Raw genomic sequence first — 4,784 nt, 5'->3', positions numbered from 1 at the left:
TGAAATATGCCTTTTTCACAGGGTCCGACTGGGTTGTTGAGACGGTCGATAGCCCTGGTCCTGTTGGTATGTACTGTTCTATGGCTCTGCAATCCGGCACCACCGCTTATGTGAGCTACATGGATGGTAGTTCGTTTGACGTGAAGCTCGCGTGGCAGAGTGGCGGTGGGTGGGAGTTCGAAAAGGTCGATACGCTGGGTGAACTAGGATTTTATACCTCGATTGCAATCGGATCAGACGGATATCCGCAAATAGCTTATCATGGGACCGATTTCAGTGGAGTAAGGGTGGCAAGATGGAACGGTTCCAGTTGGGCGATAGAAACGATAGATGCAACAGCACAGGTAGAGGGGCAAAAGGGTATAGCGGTCGATTCCTATGGATACGCGCACGTTACTTACCACGATGAGAACCAGGATGCACTGAAACATGCCTACTGGAATGGCTCTGCCTGGAACACGGAGTTGGTCGACGACGCAGGTACGGGTACAGGTTATTATAATTCACTTGCAATCGACAATGGGAACAATCTTCATATAGCATATGCCCACGCTCAATACGATGACTCGGTCTATCTATATTCAGAACTCAAGTATGCAAAGAGAGACCCAACAACAGGAGTAGAGACGGAGCTAGCAGGCAAGCGCTTCCAGTACAGGCTATTTCAGAACAGCCCAAATCCATTTTCTCAGTGGACCGGGATTCGCTTCCAGTTGGCGCAGCCAGGTGCGGTTAGCATCAAAATTTACGATATTGCGGGCAGGCAGGTGAAGGTTCTCACCAGCGGGAAGGCCAAGGCAGGTCCGCATGAGGTTGCATGGGATGGAACTGACGCGGCCGGCCGCACGCTTCCCAGTGGTGTCTACTTCACCCAGATGAAATCGGGTGAGTTCCTTTCAACCCGCAAAGTGCTACTAATCCGATAGTAGGTGGAGGGAAGGAGGAATTGCAATGACTGGACCACTGCAAAAACTTGTCAGGCTAGGTCTCAGGCCTGCGGTGTCATTGGCTTTGGTGGGGCTTGCTTCAACTTTGTTTGCCGTACGGGCGCACCCCCGTTCCTACAACGTTACCAGGCTAGGGTTGGCTGATCTGACTCCATCGAAAAATGGGTACATATGCGGATATGACAAGTATGTGTATGTCACTAAATGGGACTCCTTCGTAATAGTGGATGTGGAAACGCGCAGCATCAGGGGGCCGTACAGGCTGGATCCCTTTAACTTAGATGTAGAAATGGCTCCGGGACACGGAAAAGCTTGTATGTCCCGCCCTTCAAGCGGAAATGACCGCATTCATCTTATCATGCCAAACCAAACGAAGGACGAAGAATTGATAGACCCCAGCATTTACATATTTGACGTACACGAATGGGGGGAGGATCCTGTTTTGAAGGGCAAGATCGAAGGTTTGGGGTCTCGCATAAAGGGGGGGTCGTTTTACAGCGCATTTCTGGACACAAGCAGAATCCAGTACGCAGGCGAGCCCGTGTGGGTGTTTGCAGTCTCGAACACGTGCATCGGCTATGCGTATCAGGGACTCTGCAACGACACGGTCTATATTTTCAATATAAGAGAAATTCTTGATGCGCCGGTAGACGATCCTGGACTGCCAATAAGAATTCTTGCCCCTGACACCATATGGTATCCCGGCATCAACCCAGGATTTCCGCCGGGTCCTGACATCGCGAGAGGGCATGACGTTACAGTGCATGGAAACAGGCTGCTGGTCACAAATCCGGGAGGAGGTCTCTATGTGGTGGATACAGACCCGCTCTGGAATCAAGACCCGCAGGGACACCCGATGGTCCCGAAGGAACTGGGCCGTTGTGAGTACGAGAATGCGATGACCCACGATGCCTGGGCAACAGAGGACCTTCACTATGTCTTCACTTCCGACGAACACTTCTTTGAATGGGGATGCAACCGGCCAATTGGAGACATCACCGTTTATGATATTCAAGGGCTTGGGACCCCGGGCCTGTGTAATTATCCGCAGGCTGCCAAGTATGTTCCAAGCACAGCGGTGACGGCCCACTACTGTTACATCAGACAAAATTTGGGGTATGTTGCTAATTACAACAGAGGACTGAGGATCTTTGATGTGAGTTTCCCGGATGACCCTATAGAGATTGGGTATTATGACACTTACCTCAAACCCGATCTCCCCCCACAATATGGCGTCTTCGATCTCTGGCCTTTCTACGACGGTCATATTTCTGCCTGCGATGTCGACTCAGGGGTTTTCGTATTGCAGTTCGATGGTGCGTTACCCGCTTGCCAGGGCGGTGTTGTTCAATCCGCGGCCGGTGGGATACCTATAGACGGAGCATGGGTCTACTCCCTGACGGCAGACCGCGGTGCGCTCTCAGACGAAAACGGGTATTTCGAACTTAAGACCGCTAAGGGGACCCACGCAGTCATGGCATCAGCAATGGAATTTGGCCCCAGCCTAGTTCCAGCACATTACATATCAGGCAGAGACTGTGCCAGTTCTGATCTCAACTTGACTTTGCAATCCAACTCCTCAGATAGTGCGACAGCCTGGAACAATGGAAGGAAAATCGCCGTTGATTCCGCAGCTTGTATTCACGTCGTCTACCAGAATATAACTCTTCCGCACAACGACCTGCCCGGTACCCCAATGCATTCAGTGACTTACGCATACTCTACAGATAGAGGAATTACCTGGGATTTCACAAGTTTTGAAGCAGCTTATTATCCAAGTCTAGCCGTAGACCCGGACACAGTCCCACATATAGTACTGCTGGAGCATGTTGGAGACCCGCCGAACGAGCACCTTGTTCACTACTGGAAGCATGCGTCCGGGCAGTGGCAGAGAGATGTCATCGTTAGTCTTCCCGATAAAATGGACGTTATCTTCACCCCGGCCGTCGCTATCTATGACGAGACGGGTCCGCAGGCGTATTATCCACCCCACGTTGTGTGGGAGTACATTGACACCGTCCTGCAAAGAACTTATATCTATTACTGGAACCCATCTCTTGGTATTCCAGAGGAGATTGTGAGCGCGGACGAACTTCATTCGTTAGAGTTTCCAAGTATCTCTTTTGACGGTGCCGGGACTCCTCATGTCCTGTGGCAGGATAACTCCAACCCTGGAGCGAGCGCGATTCGTCATTCCTCCAGGGCTAATGGGGTGTGGCAGCAATCACAGGTCGTGGCTCTCGGTGAGCATCCAAGCGTGGATGAATGGGGTGGCGGGATATATGCTGTCTGGGAGCAGGGCTCACCGCCTGAGATAGTCTTTGGCATGTATATGGGAGCGACATGGTACAACTACCTCATCTCGGAAACCCCTAGTGTCCCTTCGAAGTTTCCTTCTCTGGACGATTTTAACATCGTCTGGGCTGAGGAGTCGGCAGGCCCGGGCTTGTACGAGATATTCTACAGCAAATACTATCCTAATGGCCCGACTGACCCGCAGAACCTGAGTGGAACACCACTAACACCGTCCGTGTACCCTCAGGGCTGTTTTCACGCTGATGAAGTAATCAGGGCTCCATGCGAGCGTTTCTATGTTGTCTGGACTGAAGACCTTTTGAGTCATCAGAGAGTTAAGTTCGAAAGCGTTGTTCCCGCGGAGCCTGGTGGTTCATGATTCGGCTAGTATCAATGGGGGCTCCCTGACGGTTACCAGGAGGAACAGATGAAGTGGTTTGCATTGTGTGGATTCGTCTTGTTTGGAGTCGCTGTACTCGCACAAGGTGTAGGGGGCCTTCGAGGAATTGACGCGTATGGCCAATCGTACGGGATGAAGGAAGAGGAAAACCCAGAGAGAAGGCCATTGAGCAGCCTCGGCGATTCGATATGGGCTTTCTATTACATGGGAGACCAGGGGTTATACGGGGTAGAATTCGACAGAAGTTACTTCTATGTGACCGGGGCGAATGTTGGCGGTGATTCGAATATGATATATGTCTTTGACAGGGATGGGAAATACGTAAGGGAATTTGCGCAGAAGAGTAAGGAGTCCGGGCCTCCGGGTGATGACTGGGGATGGTCGGGCCTTGCCTATAGGCCGGATCATGACTATTTCTTTGGAAGTGACGACTCGATGATAACTGCTTTCGACAAATTCGGAAAGGTGTTGTACGAATTTCGGGGTCCCTATGACGTTGGCCAGGGTCTTGCGTGGGATGGACAATACGTATGGGTAAGCCTCCAGAAGCTCGCAATCGTCAAAACCGATACGACAGGAGTTGTTGTCGCTTCCTATGCCAACTCATACAGGATCAAGGGTCTGGCATGGGACGATGGCTCAGCGGGGAATCCTTGGCTCTGGGTCTCTACTTCGGGGGACCACTGGGGCAATCGGATTTATCAGTTTGACCCTATCAGGGGCGATTATACTGGGGTCTATTTTGAGGGAGCATATTTGACCCTGGCTGGTGGACTGGCATTCTCGACTGACTGGGATACAAGCCGCGCCATTTTGTTCGAACTGTGTCAGGAGATGCCTGACTTCGTCGTTGCCTACGACCTCGGGCCTATCCAAAGAACTCTGGACGCAACAGTCGACATAAAGCCTGAGGTCCTCAATCTGAAGAGCAAGGGGAGGTGGGTAACCTGCTACATCGAACTGTCGGAAGGCTACAGTGTAGAGGAGATTGACTGTTCGACTGTAGCGATAACAAAGATCGATGAGCAGCTCCTGTCTCCACCTATGCGAACTGAGGGCCCTTCGGACATTGGGGACTATGACGAGCACGGCATCCCAGACCTCATGGTTAAGTTCAGCCGCCAGGAACTAATCAGCCACCT

General features: G+C 51.7%; 3 protein-coding genes. All 3 read left to right on the top strand.

Annotated elements, in window-relative coordinates:
• The coding region (locus E3J62_07510) for a T9SS type A sorting domain-containing protein (GenBank protein TET45469.1) at positions 1-926 on the top strand (926 nt) is incomplete at its 5' end.
• A gap of 25 nt (positions 927-951) precedes the next feature.
• Entirely contained in the window at positions 952-3,621 is a 2,670-nt protein-coding gene (locus tag E3J62_07505) for a hypothetical protein (protein TET45468.1), read from the top strand.
• Between the two features lie 48 nt (positions 3,622-3,669).
• Positions 3,670-4,784: hypothetical protein (locus E3J62_07500; protein TET45467.1), on the top strand; the 1,115-nt coding region annotated here is incomplete at its 3' end.

Source organism: candidate division TA06 bacterium (genome assembly GCA_004376575.1).
Classification (GTDB): domain Bacteria; phylum Hydrothermota; class DG-26; order E44-bin18; family E44-bin18; genus E44-bin18.
This window is presented reverse-complemented; position numbering and strand designations above follow the sequence as displayed.